This is a genomic window from Amycolatopsis sp. NPDC059021 (genome assembly GCF_042739895.1).
In the GTDB taxonomy this organism is placed as follows: Bacteria; Actinomycetota; Actinomycetes; order Mycobacteriales; family Pseudonocardiaceae; genus Amycolatopsis.
This window is the reverse complement of record NZ_JBHYIQ010000002.1, coordinates 203,259-218,513: the sequence shown is the minus strand read 5'-3', so window position 1 is coordinate 218,513 and position 15,255 is coordinate 203,259. Positions and strand designations below refer to the sequence as shown.

Genomic DNA, 15,255 nt, shown 5'->3' with positions numbered 1-15,255 from the left:
ACTCATCCAATATCGGGAGCGACTGAGCTCCCGCATGTACCCGCGGGGGACGCACAACCTGACCACCCCCCGCGCGCCCCCCCCGGGGTCCCGGGCGGGCCCCCGGGCGCCCCCCCGGGGCTGGGTCACCCTGCCGGGTTTCCCCGGCCCCGCGCGGCCGGATACTCAGCGAGCGCGGGAGGACACGGCCGCCAACGGAGCGGTCAGGCCGTAGGCTCGCTGAACGGTCTGCGTCACGGTGTTCCCGGACGCGTCGCGGGCTTCGGCGCGGAGCCAGACCGACCCGTCAGCGCCCGCCGACGCGGGATGAGTGACGGTCACCGACCACACCCCGTTCCCTCGTGGCTTCGCCGGCGCCTCGGTCCACGTCTTCCCGCCGTCGGCCGACGACGAGACCTTGAGCCCGGTCACCGGGCCGCCCCGCGACCCGCTGTGTCCCGCCGCGGCCACGTCGAACGTGAACGCGGTGCCGGTGAAGGCGCGGTTGGTGACGTCGAGCGGCAGCCGGTAGTCCAGCTGGATCAGCGGCTGGAACGAACACGCCGTGCCCGCCGGGTAGCAGGCGAATCCTGCCGGCACCGGTGACGCCGAGCGTGCCGAGGTGAACGTCCACGAGGTGTCCGTCCGCGAGCCGTACTGGAACAACGTCGTGCTCGGCGCGCCGATTTCCGCCTTCGGGGACAGCACATCCGTCACGTCCAGCCGGTACGTCGCCTTTTCGGGCGCCAGCCGGTACAACGGGACCAGCGCGAGCGGATCGTCCTTATTGGACTGCGGGATCTCGGTCCCGTCCCGGTAGAGCCGCGTCGTCGCGGTCGCGAAGTACCGGGCGTTCTCGTACGGGCTGGTGAAGTGCCCGGCCCCGCCGAACCCGTCGACCCACTGCATGGCGGGCACGAACAGATCGGGATCGTCGCCGCCCCGGCACAGCGAGCACGCCACCTGCCAGCCGGCGGCGGTCGCCGGATAGCGCGCGGGATGGTCGGGCTGCAGTTCGACGGCGGCGCTGCGCAGCGCCGCGCCGAACCAGTGCTCGTCGGGCCGGGCCCGCTCGCCGGACCGGTAGATGTCCTGCTGGTTCATCGCCAGCGACGCGCGTTTACCCGCCTTGTCGCTTCCGGACAGCGTCACGACCCGCTTCCAGATCATCCGGTCGTCGGCGGGCCCGGTGTACTCGGTCCACGTGCCCGGCACCGGGATCTGCGTGCCCTGCACCGGTTGCGTCTTCCAGAGTCCCTCCGGGAACGGGTACCACGTCTTCTGCCCGCTCAGGCCCGGCCGGTCGGCGTGGTACGACGTCTTCGTCGCGACCAGTGTCTTCGGATCCACCTGCCGGACGTGATCCTTCGAGACCCCGTTGGCGTCGAGGTAGCTCAGGTTGTACATCGCGTCCGGGGCGGCCCTGACCCGCAGGTGCAAGGAGACGGAACCGGTGGTGCGCAAGGATTCTCCCTGCTCCCAGTCCGGCGAGAGGATGGGCAGCGCCGAACTGCCGAGCCCGGGGATCGCCAGCCCGCCCGGCACGCCGGGGTAGGGGAGCAGTGCGGCCGCGCCCGCGCCGGCCGCGGCCCTGGCCGCGTTCGCCGCGCCCGCGGTCAGCTCCCCGAGCACGTCGGTGGCGTCGGCGGGCACGGGGATCCTGGCGAGCACCGCCTTGCCCTTGACGTCCAGCTTGGCGAGGTCCTCCGGCCTGCCCGACTCGCCGAAGACGACCGGCAGCGACCGGTCACCCGGCCACTTCGCCGTCAGCGTCGGCACGTCGTAGGCGGTGGTCAAGGCACCCGACCGGAGGCCCTCGGCCGTCAGCTCGACGGCGGACTGGGCCAGGGTCGCGGTGTCCTGCAAGGAAATCGCCCCGCGCGCGGTACCCGCCACCGGGGCCACGTGGACGTCGAAGTCGCCGTTGCTCGTGACGAATCCCGACTCGCCGATGTAGCCGCTCGTACCGGGTCCCGGCGGAAGCACGCGACGCAGCATGACCGTACGGTCGCGCTGGTCGGTCGGGGCCGGGGTGACGAGTCGCGCGGGTACGGTGTCGACGGCGCTCAGCCGGATTTCCGACGTCGCGGGCACGCGGAGTTCGGACGCGCTCAGCCCGGACCACTGCCGTACCTTCGGCCCGCGTTCGTACGTCCAGCCCAGCGCCGAGTAGGTCCCGGCGGGCACCGAGAACCTGGCCACGCCGTTCACCAGGTCGGCGGGACGGCTGATCAGGTCGAGGAAGGGATCGTTGCGGTTCGCCGCGCCCGCGGAGTCGTCGATCAGCTGCGCCGAGGCCAGTTGCGCGGGGCCGCCGGTGGAGTCGAACATCCGCAGGGTCACCGGATACAGCGGTGGCGCGTTGTAGGTGCTGATCGGGGTGCGCACCGCCGTGGCCTTGTCGGCGGTCGTGGCCACCACCGTCCCGCCGTACACCCCGGCCGGGCCGGTGTCGGGATAGTCGGTCAGGTGCACGGTTTTCGTGCTCCTCGGCGGAATCGTCACCGATGTCGTGTCCAGCTTGATCCCGTCGGCGGCGGTCTTGCCGTCCCACGCGCGCGCGGACAGGCCGAGTTCCAGCGCGAGCGGCTGGTCCCCGTTGTTGGCATAGGTCAGTTCACGCGTGACCGGGGCCGTCGCCCGCTGATCCCGTTCGGTGCGGCCGAAACTCGTCACCGCGGGGCCGATCACCGTGCGGGTGACGGCCTTGCCGACGTCGACCACCCCGGCGCCCTGCTCGTACCAGCGCAGCCCGGCGTCCTTGGCGGTGGTCACGACGAGGTTCTTGAGCGTTTCCCCTGACAGGTCCGGATGTTGCTGGAGCAGGACCGCGGCGCTCCCGGTGACGTACGGGGTGGCCATGGAGGTGCCCGAAGCGCTGGTGTAGTCGGCGTCGACCGGATCGCCCATGCTCGTGCCCGCCGCGCGGGCGGCCGTGATGTCCACGCCGGGCGCGGTGATCTCGGGCTTCACGAGCGCGTCGCCGAGGCGCGGGCCCCGGCTGCTGAACGAGGCCAGCGCGTTCTTGCCGTCCACCGCGCCCACGGTCAGCGCGGAGGTCGCGGCGCCGGGGCTGGTGACCGTCCGGTCGCCGGAGCCCGCGTTGCCCGCCGCGACCACGAACAACGTCCCGGACTTGGCCGAAAGCCTGTCGATCTCCTGGCTCAGCGGGTCGCTGCCGTCGGTGACCCCGGCGCCGAGGCTGAGGTTGACGATCTTGGCGCCCTGGGCCACCGCCCAGTCGACGCCGGCGATGACCTGGGCGGTGTCACCCTGGCCGTCGGCGCCGAACACCTTCGCCACCATCAGCTTGGCGTCCGGTGCCACTCCCTTGAACCGGCCGCCGGAGGCCGCGCCGGTCCCGGCGGCGATCGAGGCGACGTGCGTGCCGTGGCCGTGCCGGTCCACGGTGTCGCCCTCGCCGCTGAAGTCCGCGGCGGCGACCGTCTTGCCCTTCAGATCGGGATGGTTCTCGTCGAGTCCGGTGTCCACGACGGCGATCGTGGTGCCGGCCCCGGTCAGCCCGGACCGCCACGCCGCGGGCGCGCCGATCTGCGCGGTCCCGCTGGTGCCCCTGTCCTGGGACACGCGGACCCGCTTGTCGGCCACGACCCGGGAAATTCCTTGCTGTAGCACGGGTTCACCCCGGGCGTCATGGGTGGCGAGGGAGCGCCAGAACTCGGCCGTCCCGGCTTTGCGCACCTGCATCCCGACGCTGTTGAGCGTCGTGAGCGGGAGATGCCGTTCGGTCTGGGGGAGTGGTCGCGCCCGGCTTTCCAGCGTGGTGGCCGGCAGTGGCGCCGGGTCGCCATATCCGGTGATGACCGGGATCGTCGCGCTGGACGCGTCGTCGCGGCCGTCCCGCACGAGCGCCGTGACGTTGAACAGATCCCGGCCGAGCTGCCCGCGGCCGACGAACGGGAGCGCGTCGGAGGGGTAGACCTCGAGGCCGTCGGCGGTGGTCGTGATCTGGAACGTGGGCGGCGGCTGGCCGATCCGCGCGGCGGGCTCGACACGGGCGGTACGGTGGCCCGCGGTGTCTTCGTCGTAGACGACCACGTCCCCGGTGAGCAGGGTGACCCGGTGCGTCCCGGCGTGGCCGGGCTGCGCGGCGGGACCGCCGGGAGCGGGAACCGCCCCGGCGATCGCCGCGCCGGGGGAAAGCACGAGCACGGTCGCGGCCGTCAGCGTCGTCGGCGCGCGGAGGTACCGCCGGTGCGTGCAACGGGAGCGGGTGAACATCGGCATCACTCTCCTCGGCTACCGCGGCGGGACCGCCGGACGCGGCTGCCGCGGGTGGGTGCTGTCGAGGATGAGCCACCGGTTTGCCGAAGAACATGACTCTCAGTGGCGGCCTGTCGCCGTTGGCGACACAGCGCCACGAAAAAGAGTCACAAAGCAGGGCCGGAGCCGCCCCGGTGGGGGCGCGGGCCCGGTGTGTCCCGTGCGGCAGGTGTCCGTGTTCAGTTGTCGGGGCCGGGGGTGGGCTGGCCCCGGTGGCCCACCCCCCCCAACAAAACATACACACACCCCCGGCCCCGCCCCCCCCGGGGGGCGCCCCGGGCCCGTTGTCTCCCTTGCGTCAGGTGTCAGTGATCAGTTGTCGGCGCCGGGGGTGCGCTGGTGCAGCGAGAAGTCGACGCGGTTGTTGTCGGTGTCGGTGCTGAGGACGTCGCGGGCGTTCGCGACGTTCTTCTGCTCGGTTGCCTGGGTTTCGGGCACCGCGGGCTGGCCTTCGCGCGCGGAGGTGACGGCCATGCTGAATCCGATGCCGTCGACCTTCACGCCCGTCTGGTTGAGCAGCGCCACGCCGCCGGTCGACGGGATGGCCTGGTCACCCATGAGGTTGAACGGCACGACGTTGGTCTGGTCCTGGATCGTGCCCGAGAAGTTCTTCGCGACCAGTACCGCGTACTGGCCCAGGTTGTCGCGCGGCTGCAGTTGCAGGCCCGCGGGCAGCGCGATGGTGTCGATCAGGTTGTTCGACGGCCCGTAGACCCGGAGCACGTAGCCGGTCAGGTCCACCACGCGCGGCGACACGTTGCGGAGCTCGATGAACTGGTCCTGCAGGCCGTTCTGGCCGCGGGTCGAGATCTCGTTGATCACCACGGTCGTGGAGGCGGTGGGCTGGGCTTCGGGCGAGGTGCCTTCGGTGGCGCTCGCGGCGCCGCCACCGAGGAACGTCGTCGCCAGAATCGCCAGCGCGGCCGAACCGCTCAACAGTCGACGCATGCCAATTGTCCTTTCCTGGAAAGGGGGATTTTATTTCGTCGGGGGATTTCTTCGCCGGGCTTCCCGGCTTCTCCATTGTCGTCGGATCGGGCGAGAATCATAAGGGGCCAGTTTTCTGGGGACTCTGTCGTTCTCGCCCATTTGCCGTCAATCGCGGCGGGCGCGCCGGTGTTCCCGTGCCACGGACGCCGCCGCGTCGAGGTCGTGGCAGGGCATGTCCAGCACGTCACTGAGCCAGTGCCGCCAGTACGGCCCGGGGATCCGCTTGCCGCGCTCCCAGCGGGAGACGTCTTCGCGGGTGACGCTGCCGTTGCCGGACAAGGTGAACAGCTCGTGGGCAAGGTCGCATTGGGACCAGCCCTTGGCGATCCGGCGCTCGGCGAGCAGACTGCGGATCTCGGCCGCGGCGCGGCCCGCCTCCCCGGCGGCGCCTCGCCCGGCCCGTGGGTCCGGTGTTCCGTTTCTTTCCCTGATCAACGTTGAAATGATCACGAAATCCAGGATAGAAATGGTGTACCCGGCGCACAGGATGCGCCGGGTACCCAGTCTTGCGATGATCGAGTACTCGCGGTACGAGGCCGCGATTCAGTTGTTCCGAGCGGCCGCCACGGTGTCCTCCGAATCGCCGACGGGTGGTGTGCCGCCGGTGAAATCGAACGACTTGAACAGTTCCTTCCTGCTGCCGTAGCCCAGTTTCTGCAATATCCGGCTGACATAGTTCTTCACGGTTTGCCTGGCGAGGTGCAGTTCGCCGGCGATCTCGTCGTTGGACCACCGGCAGAGCACGAGCGCCAGCACCTCCTCCTCGCGGCTGGTCAGCGTCGTCCCGGTGTGCTGCGTGGCCTCGCCGGCCACGCCGGCCGGTTCGGTGCCCAGCACCCAGGCGCGCTGCCCGGCCAGCGTCGAGCGGACCGCCTCCATCAGCAGATTCCGGTCGGCCGACTTGTGCACGAAGCTGTCGGCGCCCGCGTTCAGCGCGGTGGCGACGGCGGCGGGCGAGGAGTCGCCGGAGAACACCAGCACGGCCGCGTTGTCGAGCCGTTCCTTGGCGAACTGGCATATTCCCGCACCGGCCGGCTCGCCCGAGATCGACAGTTCGGTGATGACCATCCGCGGATGGGTTCGCTCGCATTGCCGCAGTGCTTCGGTCTCACTGCCCGCTTCGGTGACCGCCCGTACTTCGGCGGAGTTCTCGAGCAGCAGGCGGAGCGCGTATCTGATGAGCGGCTGATCGTCCACTACCAGCGTCGTGACGTGGTCCATGTGGTCCCCTTGGTGTCAGGTCGTGAGAACTACAACGTGAACCGAGGGCGGCAAGCAGAGGCGAAAGTCCTGACTTCGCGGGGCAGGTGGCACCCGGAGGTACGAGCACTCTTCGACCTCGATCACGTTCGCGCGGTGCGCGAGCCGGGCGGTCGCGGTCGCTACCGGGGTAGCTCGCGGCCGCCGGGAGGGACGGGAGGAAGAGCCGATCCCGTGGACGGTATGGCCGCCTGCGTGGTCACTTTCCTGACCGAACGCACGAAATCATCCCTTTCCCATCCTTGAGTGCGCGCGAGATGTGAACGGCATGTTTATACCCCGCTGTGTTGAAGGATCGTCACCGCCGTTCGAGTGGTGGCGAGTGGTTAAATGGTCAACCTTTATGGAAGGCGCTCATACGGCCGTTCGGGAGGGGATCGGGTGGGCTAACCGGATCGTTGTCGTTCCCGATTCGCTTCGGGGTTCCGGGTTTTGTTACAGTGTTCACCGGAAATTCCGACCCGGTGTGGTCCTGCGGAGCACGCGGGTCGGTCATCCGGAGTAACGGCCGGTTTCCGCGCACTTCCCGCCCGCGCGAGCGAACCCGGCCGGTACGGTCCTGCCGTCGGCCCGGCGTCGCGCGGGCACGGGAAAATGATTCCGCATTCGCGAGAGCGGGAATACCGGAATTGTTTCCGGCACGTTTTCGCCGGGGCGGCGGGTGCCCGGCGAAGGGTAGGCTTGCTTTCCCCGGGGGTGATCACCCACCATGGAGCGCATGACCCCGCGCGTGACACCGCCGTTCCGTGCCGACCACGTCGGCAGCCTGCTGCGGCCACCGGCCCTGCGGCGAGCGCGGGAGGACTTCGCGAAGTCGCTGATCAGCGGGGAAGAGCTCGGAACGGCCGAGGACGCGGCCATCCGGGAGGTCGTCGAGCTGCAGCGCGCGGCGGGGCTGCGCTCGGCCACCGACGGCGAGTTCCGCCGGGCCTCCTGGCACATGGACTTCATCCACCGGCTGCGGGGGATCGGCAAGAGCGAACGGAAGCTCCGCGTCACCTTCCACAACGCGGACGGCGACGTCGAGTTCACCCCGGCCGGGCTCGAGGTCACCGGAAAGATCGGCCTCGACGACGTCGTCTTCGGCGAGCACTTCGCGTTCCTGAAGTCCATTGTGGACCCATCGGTGACGCCGAAGCAGACGATCCCGTCGCCCAGCATGGTCTACTACCGCGGCGGGCGGGCCGCCGTCGACGAGACGGTGTACCCGGACCTCGAGGAGTTCTACGAGGATCTCGCGAAGGCGTACGCCGAGGAGATCGCCGGGCTGGCCGCGCTGGGCTGCACGTACCTCCAGCTCGACGACACCAGTCTCGCGTACCTGAACGACCCGGAGCAGCGGGCGATGGTCGCGCGCATGGGCGGTGATCCGGACAAGCAGCACGTACGGAACATCGCGACCATGAACGCGGCGCTGCGCGGCAGGCCGGCCGGGGTGCGGGTGACGACTCACCTGTGCCGGGGCAACTTCCGGTCGTCGTGGGTCGCGGAGGGCGGCTACGACTTCGTCGCGGACGCGTTGTTCTCCGAACTCGACGTCGACGGCTATTTCCTCGAATTCGACGATGAACGCTCCGGCGGATTCGAGCCACTGCGCTTGGTGCCCGAGGGTAAATACGTCGTGCTCGGGCTCGTCACGACCAAGCGGGGCGAGCTGGAGAGCGTCGACTCCCTGCGGCGGCGGATCGACAAAGCCGCGCGATATGTCGACCTCGGCCAGCTGTGCCTGTCCCCGCAATGCGGGTTCTCCTCGACCGAGGAGGGCAACGACCTGACACTCGACGAACAGAAGGCGAAGCTCGAACGCGTCGTGGAAACCGCCGCGCTCGTCTGGGGCTGACGGGAGCGCGTCACCGCGGCCCGTCCCGAACGGCGGATCGACACCCGCGTCGGCGAATGGCGAAAATGAACCGGCACGGCAATTCTGTCCTGCGTCACGGAACTGTCAGGAGAACACCGTGAATGTCGCCAGAATACTCCGCCTGTTCATTTTAGCGTTACTTTCCGCACTTGTCGGCGTCATCGGGCTCACCGGTTACGCGAGCGCTACGCCACCGAACATCCCCGACGCACCGACGGCCAAGGCTGAACTCACCGCGCTCCGCGTCGCGGAGGACGGCTCGATGGACGGATACTCCCGGACGAAGTTCCCGCACTGGATCGACCAGGGGGACGGCTGCAATACCCGCGAAGTCGTCCTGAAGCGCGACGGCACCGACGTGACCGTCGACGAGGACTGTCGTCCGATATCGGGCAACTGGCGCAGCCCGTACGACGGCGAGACCTGGGATTCCCCCTCCGACATCGATATCGATCACCTCGTCCCGCTCGCCGACGCGTGGCGGACCGGGGCGGCTTCCTGGACGACGGCGAAACGGCGTGCGTTCGCCAACGACCTGGCGAGCCCGCAGTTGATCGCGGTGACGAACTACGTGAACCGGGAAAAAGGCGACAAGACTCCCGACGAGTGGAAACCGCCGCTGGTCTCGTATTGGTGCACCTACGCGAAAATGTGGACGCATGTCAAGCACAGGTGGCAGCTCAGCATCACCTCGGCGGAGAAGAGCGCGCTCACCGGCATGCTCGCCCGCTGCTGACCGGCCGGTACCACGTCGTCGCCGGGGTGCTCGATCCTGCCGGACGGAGCGGCGAGCACCCTGGCGGTCCGGCCGTCCGGCGACCTGGCGCTCCGGCGCCTGAGGTAACGAAACGGTAACGGCGCGGTCTCGGGTGAACCGCCGCGCCCGTGTGCCCGTATCAACCAGCGATGTCGCACGAATTCCGCTGCCGCGTCACCCCCGGATCCAGGGCATTTCCTTATCGGACGAGGTGAGAACGCCGACCCCGATTGTTCCGTCGATGACCCCTGCCTTTTTCCGTTCGTACGAGTAGTGAGGTGACAAATTCGATGGCGCAACGCAACGGGCGGCATCGGGTGTCCCGCCGCGCCAAGTTCGTGACCGCGGCGATCGCCCTGCCCGCCCTGGTGGGCGCGACGCTGGTGACCGTCACGACGGTCGGCAAGCCCGGCGATGCCAGTGCCGACGCCGTTGACGGCTCGTTCTTCGTGGACATCACGAAGGTCCGGCCGAACGTCAACGGCCCGAACCAGCAGGAAAGCGCTTCCCGTGGCACGTTCACGGTGGACTGCGGAAAGAACGAGAACGGCCATTTCAACCCCGACAACTTCATCGCGCAGCCGGGCGTCAAGAACGGCGCCCAGCATCTGCACGACTACGTCGGGAATCTTTCCACCAACGCCGATTCCAGCAACAAGAGCCTGCTGAAGGCCGGGACCACGTGCAGGAACGGGGACAAGTCGGCGTACTTCTGGCCCGTCGTCCGGATCGATCGCGAGGACGGCGGGAAGAACCCGCCGGCGGGGGAGAAGAAGCGGCAGCGCCGTGATCAGCAGACAAGGGACGGCCAGGACAAGGCCGCGCCCCGCATCGACTGCCCCGACGTCGGCAGCGCGCTGCCGGACGAGATCCCCGACCAGGCACAGCAGGAGATCGCGGGGAACCTCGACGACCTCGACCAGCGGACCGACGAGGCCAACCAGCGGCTGGAAGCGGCCCGGGGCCAGGGCGGCCCGGAGTTCGTCCGCACCACCATCCTCGAACCCCTTGCCGCGCACCGGAAAGCGGTCATCGACCGGATGGCGGGCGCGGCCGGCGGGCAGCCGCAGGACCTCGGCCGCCTGGCGCCCTGCGCGCTGAAGGACCGGGACAACCGGCAGGGGCTCGGCGACGGCGCGGACAACAGCGACACCGCGCAGGCCGAGGGGGCCGGGACGAGCAGCGGCCAGGCACTGGGGGAGGAGAACGACAACCTCGAACTCGACGGCAACGACGGCGAGATCCAGCGGCCCGCCACCGTCGCGCTGACCTTCCGGGGCAGCCCGGCGGGCCGGGTCACCGCGATGCCGCGTTTCCTGCGGGTGCTCTACGGCGACGCGAAGGTGACCACCAACGGCCCGAAGAACGCCCGGGATTCGTGGACCTGCACCGGATTCGAGAACCGCGTGCTGATCGGCAAGTACCCGATCTGCCCGCGCGGCAGCCGGGTCGAGCGCATCCACGACTTCCCCAGCTGCTGGGACGGCAAGCGGATCGACTCGGCCAACCATCGCGACCACATCGTCTTCCCCGGCCGGGACGGGCGCTGCAAACGGGGCTTCAAGGCGGTGCCGCAGCTGCGGGTGACGCTGACCTACGACATCCCGCCCGACGTCCAGCGGAACCGTCAGTACAAAGTGGACTCTTTCCCCGAGGAGAAGCACAATCCCGCCTCGGACCACGACGACTTCGCCAACGTGATGTCCCAGAGCATCATGAACCGCGTCGTGGCGTGCATCAACAAGGGCAGGACGTGCCGCGAATGACGGCCGCGCCGGGCCGGGCCCGCGGGGGCGGGCCCGGCTCAGGTGGTCAGCACCATGCCGTCGTCGGCGACCTCCCAGGCGCTCAGGTCCGCGGCGAGCGCGGCGGGCGAAAGGTGCGTGAGCACCAGGCGGCGGCAGGTGAGCCGTTGCCGGTGCTGGGCGAGCGTGCCCAGGTCGAGATGCCAGCGCACCGGTGTGGGCGCGTATCCCTCGCAGAGGAAGACGTCCGCGCCCGCCGAGGCGTCGAGAAGCGCGTCGGTCCACTCGGTGTCCCCGGAGTACGTCATGACGGCGCTGCTTTCGGCGTCCTCGACGCGGAGCGCGTACGCGGGCGCGCCGGAGGCGTGCCGCACCTCGAACGGTGTCGCCGTGAAGCGTCCGGTCCGGAACGGGGTCCGGTCGTGGTGCTCGGCAACGTGGACCGAGAACCGGCGCTCGACCTCGCTCGAACCGGGGTAGCAGACCTCCATCGCGGCCGTGAGCCGTTCGCGCGTGCCGGGCGGCCCGACGACGGTCAGATCGCGGGTGCGCCGGCGGAACTGGCCGTCGAGGATGAGGAACGGCAGCCCGCCGAAATGGTCCGCGTGCAGATGGCTGATCAGCACCGTCTCGATGGCGTTCGGGTCGATCCGCCTGCGCCGCATCGCCACGAGACTGGTGGATCCACAGTCGATCAGGGTGTGCGGGACGGAATTCGTATTCCCCAGCGCGATACACGTCTGAAACCGCCCGCCGGAGCCGAACGCGTCACCGCTGCCGGCCACCGTGATGTCCATGGGTGGTGTCGCCTCCCCGCTGATCGCTCCCGGTCATTTTCGTCCCCGCCGCTGACCAGGGGCAACTCGGTGACGGCGTGGCTGCTCAGCGTCAACTGTGGCCGACGACACCCTGGCGTGACATTGCCGTGTCCGTTTCGTAATGTTGCGCGAGCTTAGGCCCCGAATTGGTGAGTGATCGAAAATGTCCGGACGACATCGCAAGCGGAAGAGCACTTCCTGGAGACTGCCCGCCGGTCTGGCGGCCGCCGTCGCCACGGCCCTGCCCGCGACGGTGTGGCTGACCACCGGCAGCGCCCCCGCGGTGCAGCCCGGCGGCGCCGCGCTCGCCCTGCAGGCACCGCCGCCCCCGACCAGCTCCGCTTCGAGCACGCCACCGCCCCCGCCGACCACGAGTGCGACGCCCACGAGCACCACGTCGTCGCCTCCGCCGCCCACCACGGCCACCTCCAAGACCACCGCGGCCCCCGAGCCCGCGTCGTGTTCGACCACGCTCGCCGGGACCAAGCCCCACGTCGCGCAGGTCGGCAACCACATCAAGGCGAAGTTCGGCGTCAAGACCGTCGGCGGCGCGAACGGGCGCAGCGGCGGTGGTGAGCATCCCCTCGGGCTCGCCCTCGACTTCATGGTGGACACCGCCACCGGCAACCAGCTCGCCGAGTACGTCCTGGCCAACCAGAAGGCGTTCGGCGTCACCTACGTGATCTGGCGGCAGCGCTACAACGACGGCGGCGGATGGTCGATGATGGAGGACCGCGGCGGCACCACCGCCAACCACTACGACCACGTCCACGTGTCGTTTTCGCCGAGCGCCAAGGTGTCCGTGACCTGCTAGCCCACGCTGACGGCGTGGAGGTACCACGTCGCGTGCGGCAGCCACTGCTCCAGCCAGCGCCAGTCGGTGTTCGGCCCGGTGCTCGCGCGGCCCGGATCCCAGTGCAGCCCGCGGCCGTCCTCGCCCTTCCCGGTGATGCCGTTGACGATGCCGCCCGCGGACCGCAGCCAGCGCCACGAGCCCGCCGCGTCGCCGCTCGCGTATTCGAGGTACTGCGGCACGGCGCGGCCGGGGCCTTCCATCATGCACACGCCGAACGGGTTGACGCCGAGGATCCAGTCGAGCTGATCGAGCGCGTACGCCTTCAGTCGTGCGGAAAAGACCTTGTCGTCGGCGAAGACGACCGCGGCGTGCCGGGCGGCCGACGCGAGTGAGGCGATGCGGGCGTTCTCACCCTGCCACCAGACGTCGTCGGCGCGCGGCGCGATGTCGTGGGGCATGAAGAACCCGCTGTAGCGATTTCCCTTGCCGCCCTGGATCAGCTGACGTGCGTAACCGAACGGATTGGGCACCTCGGCGGTGACGGCGAGCTCGAACTCCAGCGAACGCCGGACGACATCGAGCACGCGTGCGCGGACGCCGGTGTCCGAGGAGCCCAAGCTGTCCACATAGGACAGTAGGCTGATTACCGGCAGCCCGGCGTCGGACGGGTGGAAGTACGGGCGGCCGCTGTCGTCGGCACGCCAGTAGTCGCGATAGGACCGCCAGGTCACGAGCCGCGCGAGGAGGTTCGCCGCCCGCTCGTCGGCTGCCTTCCGGTACTGCGTGTCCCGGGTGGCCTTGAACAGTTCCGTCGCGGCGAGGAGCGCGTTGTAGTCGTCCTGGATGTTCTCCTTCCTGTCGTTGGTCAGCTCGGGGTTGTGGGCTTGGAGATAGGCGAACGCGTCCTTCGCGGCGGCGAGGTAGTCGGCCTGCCGGTACTCACTGGTGACGCTGTACGTGCTCGCGCGGGCGAGCGCGGCGATCGCGAGTCCGCCGCCTTCGCGGAAGTTCACCTGGTGCGCGCTGAGGGTGCGTTGTGCCGGGTCGATGCCGAGATCGTCGCCCTCGGGCTGGGAAACCGAGCTGTAGAAGGACTTTCCCGGCGCGTGCACACGGACGAGGTAATCCGCGCCGAACAGTCCTTCGTCGAGCAGCCAGGACGTCAGCGCGGTGAAGTTCGGGTCGGTGCGGCGGACGAGGTTTCCGTGCGCGGCGAACAGGATCCACGCGGTCAGGGGGATGGACAGCGTGTTGAAGTACGAGAGGTTCGACAGCTGCGTGAAATGCTTGCCCCAGTCGGCCGCCGCGTCGTACCAGCCGCCGTGTGCGTCCCAGTGCTGTGCCGTGCCGCTGATCGGGAGCCGCCGGTCGGCCTTGTCGAACTGACCGTCCGAACGGGAGTCCCGGAAGAAGTGCGCGACCTGGCCGAGCGTGAGGCGCTCCAACGCGTTCTGCTCGATCCGGAACGGCCACGACGACATCGCGGCCCGGGCGCCGGGCAGGGTGACGGTGTACTCGCCGGGCGCGATGACCTCGGAGAAGTCCGCGATCCAATAAAAGCTCGGCGTCGCCGGGAACTGGTCACGCCGCCAGTCATCGACCGCGCCGGCGAAGCGGGCCTGTCCGCGAAACACGACGTCGCCGGACCGGCCCGTGACGGCGAAGGACACCGGTGCGTTCCGTGCCACCGTGCCGGCGATGATCGCGCGTTTACGGCCGGTCGCCTCGTAACCGACGTTGTTGACGAAGATTTCGTAGCGGGCGCGGTCTTCCGCGTCTTCGGGGGTGGCGGAGGCCGTACCGGGCAGCGCCGCGAGCCCGGCGACGCCCGCCGAGCCGACCAGGAAACGGCGTCGTGCCAGCCGTGCCAGTCGTGCCGAGGAGGAACCCGGGTGCTCCGCAGCCATGGCGTACTCCTCGGTCGGGGACACGGGGTGGCACCGAGTTAATTAGGAGCCTTTACTAATGTCAATGTCCGCTCCGGGTTTCCGTGCCGATGTCCCGTTGCGCGGTACGCCGATCACCCGTGTTCGGCGTGTTGCCCGCTTTCCCAGTGGAGGAACGCGTCCAGCGTCGCGGTGCGATGGCCGCGGGCCTGGTGTTCGATCCATTCCGCGCCGGAACCCGAGCGGACGAGATCGAGCAGCTGATCGTGCTCGGCGACCGACGCCGCGACACGTTCGGGCACGAACGAGAACGTCGACTCCCGGATCGCGGCCAGCTTCGTCCAGGCGCGTCGCACCGCGTCGAGGAGTTCCGGGTTCGGGCAGCGTTCGTAGAGCACCTCGTGGAACTCGTGGTTGAGCCGGGTGAACGTCACCGGGTCGAACTCGGTCAGGCAGTCCCGCATCCGCTCGTTGAGCCCGGCGGCCTTCGCCAGGCCGGCCGCGGTGACGTGCGGGGCGGCGAGCGCGGTCGCGGCGCCCTCCACGATCGCGAGCACCTGCATGGTGTGCCGGTATTCGACGGGGTCGATCGCCGTGACGGTGGCGCCCACGTTGTGCACGTAGCGCACGAGCCCCTCGGCCTCGAGCAGGCGGATGGCCTCGCGGACCGGTACCGGGCTCACGGCGAGATCCTTGGCGAGGGATCCCAGTACGAGCCGGTGCCCCGGACCGTAGTCGCCGTCGGTGATCCTGGCCTTGATGACCTGGTAGGCGCGCTGGGACTTGCTCGTACCCGCGGCCGGGACTGAGGAAGGCACGGCCTGATCATATACGACCCTGCTGGTTACCGCTGGATATTACGCGCTGCCTTGTTAGATC

General features: G+C 69.4%; 11 protein-coding genes. 4 read left to right on the top strand and 7 right to left on the bottom strand.

Annotated features, from left to right (window positions below; genetic code table 11):
- Window positions 1-165 precede the first annotated feature (165 nt).
- The 4 genes from ACFWX1_RS01905 to ACFWX1_RS01890 form a co-directional block, all read right to left on the bottom strand.
- Window positions 166-4,227 (bottom strand): S8 family serine peptidase, encoded by a 4,062-nt coding sequence (locus ACFWX1_RS01905; protein ID WP_378382920.1) that lies wholly within the window; start codon window positions 4,225-4,227, stop codon window positions 166-168.
- Between the two features lie 348 nt (window positions 4,228-4,575).
- Window positions 4,576-5,211: a lamin tail domain-containing protein gene (locus ACFWX1_RS01900; protein WP_378382919.1), complete on the bottom strand. Its 636-nt coding sequence runs from the start codon at window positions 5,209-5,211 to the stop codon at window positions 4,576-4,578.
- A 147-nt stretch (window positions 5,212-5,358) separates the two neighbouring features.
- The gene (locus ACFWX1_RS01895) at window positions 5,359-5,703 is read right to left on the bottom strand and encodes a helix-turn-helix transcriptional regulator (protein ID WP_378382918.1); all 345 of its coding nucleotides are present in this window, start codon (window positions 5,701-5,703) and stop codon (window positions 5,359-5,361) included.
- A 93-nt stretch (window positions 5,704-5,796) separates the two neighbouring features.
- The gene (locus ACFWX1_RS01890) at window positions 5,797-6,474 is read right to left on the bottom strand and encodes a response regulator (RefSeq protein WP_378382917.1); all 678 of its coding nucleotides are present in this window, start codon (window positions 6,472-6,474) and stop codon (window positions 5,797-5,799) included.
- A 757-nt stretch (window positions 6,475-7,231) separates the two neighbouring features.
- On the opposite strand from ACFWX1_RS01890, the gene ACFWX1_RS01885 reads away from it, so the two are divergent.
- The 3 genes from ACFWX1_RS01885 to ACFWX1_RS01875 all read left to right on the top strand — a co-directional run bounded on the left by ACFWX1_RS01885 (window position 7,232) and on the right by ACFWX1_RS01875 (window position 10,897).
- A complete protein-coding gene (locus ACFWX1_RS01885) occupies window positions 7,232-8,353 on the top strand; it encodes a 5-methyltetrahydropteroyltriglutamate--homocysteine S-methyltransferase (RefSeq protein ID WP_378382916.1) in 1,122 nt (373 codons plus the stop codon).
- Window positions 8,354-8,486: 133 nt separating this feature from the next.
- Complete coding sequence (locus tag ACFWX1_RS01880; protein ID WP_378382939.1) at window positions 8,487-9,110, top strand: HNH endonuclease family protein; 624 nt, start codon at window positions 8,487-8,489, stop codon at window positions 9,108-9,110.
- Window positions 9,111-9,421: 311 nt separating this feature from the next.
- The gene (locus ACFWX1_RS01875; protein WP_378382915.1) at window positions 9,422-10,897 is read left to right on the top strand and encodes a DUF1996 domain-containing protein; all 1,476 of its coding nucleotides are present in this window, start codon (window positions 9,422-9,424) and stop codon (window positions 10,895-10,897) included.
- Window positions 10,898-10,935: 38 nt separating this feature from the next.
- Here the strand turns inward: ACFWX1_RS01875 and ACFWX1_RS01870 are convergent, their stop codons facing one another.
- Window positions 10,936-11,673, bottom strand: coding sequence for an MBL fold metallo-hydrolase (locus ACFWX1_RS01870; protein ID WP_378382914.1), 738 nt, complete (start codon window positions 11,671-11,673; stop codon window positions 10,936-10,938).
- 184 nt (window positions 11,674-11,857) lie between these two features.
- Between ACFWX1_RS01870 and ACFWX1_RS01865 the strand changes: the two genes are divergently transcribed.
- A complete protein-coding gene (locus ACFWX1_RS01865; RefSeq protein ID WP_378382913.1) occupies window positions 11,858-12,508 on the top strand; it encodes a hypothetical protein in 651 nt (216 codons plus the stop codon).
- Here the strand turns inward: ACFWX1_RS01865 and ACFWX1_RS01860 are convergent.
- Both ACFWX1_RS01860 and ACFWX1_RS01855 read right to left on the bottom strand, forming a co-directional pair.
- Complete coding sequence (locus ACFWX1_RS01860; RefSeq protein ID WP_378382912.1) at window positions 12,505-14,397, bottom strand: glycoside hydrolase family 9 protein; 1,893 nt, start codon at window positions 14,395-14,397, stop codon at window positions 12,505-12,507. The two genes, ACFWX1_RS01865 and ACFWX1_RS01860, sit on opposite strands and share 4 nt — an antisense overlap.
- Window positions 14,398-14,510: 113 nt before the next feature.
- Entirely contained in the window at window positions 14,511-15,194 is a 684-nt protein-coding gene (locus tag ACFWX1_RS01855; RefSeq protein ID WP_378382911.1) for a GntR family transcriptional regulator, read from the bottom strand.
- Between the last annotated feature and the right edge of the window lie 61 nt (window positions 15,195-15,255).